This window comes from Arthrobacter sp. SPT-J7 (genome assembly GCF_059089965.1).
Map to the genome: position 1 here is coordinate 1 of NZ_JBNHFF010000530.1, position 632 is coordinate 632.

Consider the following 632-nt stretch of genomic DNA (forward strand, 5'->3'; position numbering starts at 1 on the left):
CGCGAAGCACGCCTCCACATCCTCGAGGTCATGGACTCGGCCATCGACACCCCGGACGAGCTCTCCGAGTTTGCCCCGCGCGTCATCGCCGTGAAGATCCCCGTAGACAAGATCGGCGAGGTCATTGGCCCCAAGGGCAAGATGATCAACCAGATCCAGGAAGACACCGGCGCCGACATCTCCATCGAGGACGACGGCACGGTCTACATTGGCGCCACCGACGGGCCGTCTGCAGACGCAGCACGCTCCGCCATCAACGCCATCGCGAACCCGCAGGTCCCGGAAATCGGCGAGCGTTACCTGGGTACGGTCGTCAAGACCACCACCTTCGGTGCCTTCGTATCGCTGACCCCGGGCAAGGACGGCCTCCTGCACATCTCCGAGCTGCGCAAGCTGGCCAACGGCAAGCGCGTGGACAACGTCGACGACGTTGTCTCGGTGGGCCAGAAGGTCCAGGTGGAAATCACTAAGATCGATGACCGTGGAAAGCTTTCGCTCGCCCCGGTCGTTGCCGAGGAAGAAGGCGCCGAGGTCGAGACCGAACGCGCCCACACCACGGAACCTGCTGAAGGCGCTGAGGTCTAAGCAGTTCCGGTTTCCGGCACACAAGCATGAATCGGCGGGGGCGGGGG

At 63.9% G+C, this 632-nt stretch carries 1 protein-coding gene; it reads left to right on the forward strand.

The window, feature by feature from the left end; translation table 11 throughout:
- Positions 1-585, forward strand: a 585-nt coding sequence (locus AC5RWX_RS34080) for a S1 RNA-binding domain-containing protein (protein WP_494100543.1), incomplete at its 5' end; no start/stop codon positions are given.
- Positions 586-632 lie beyond the last annotated feature (47 nt).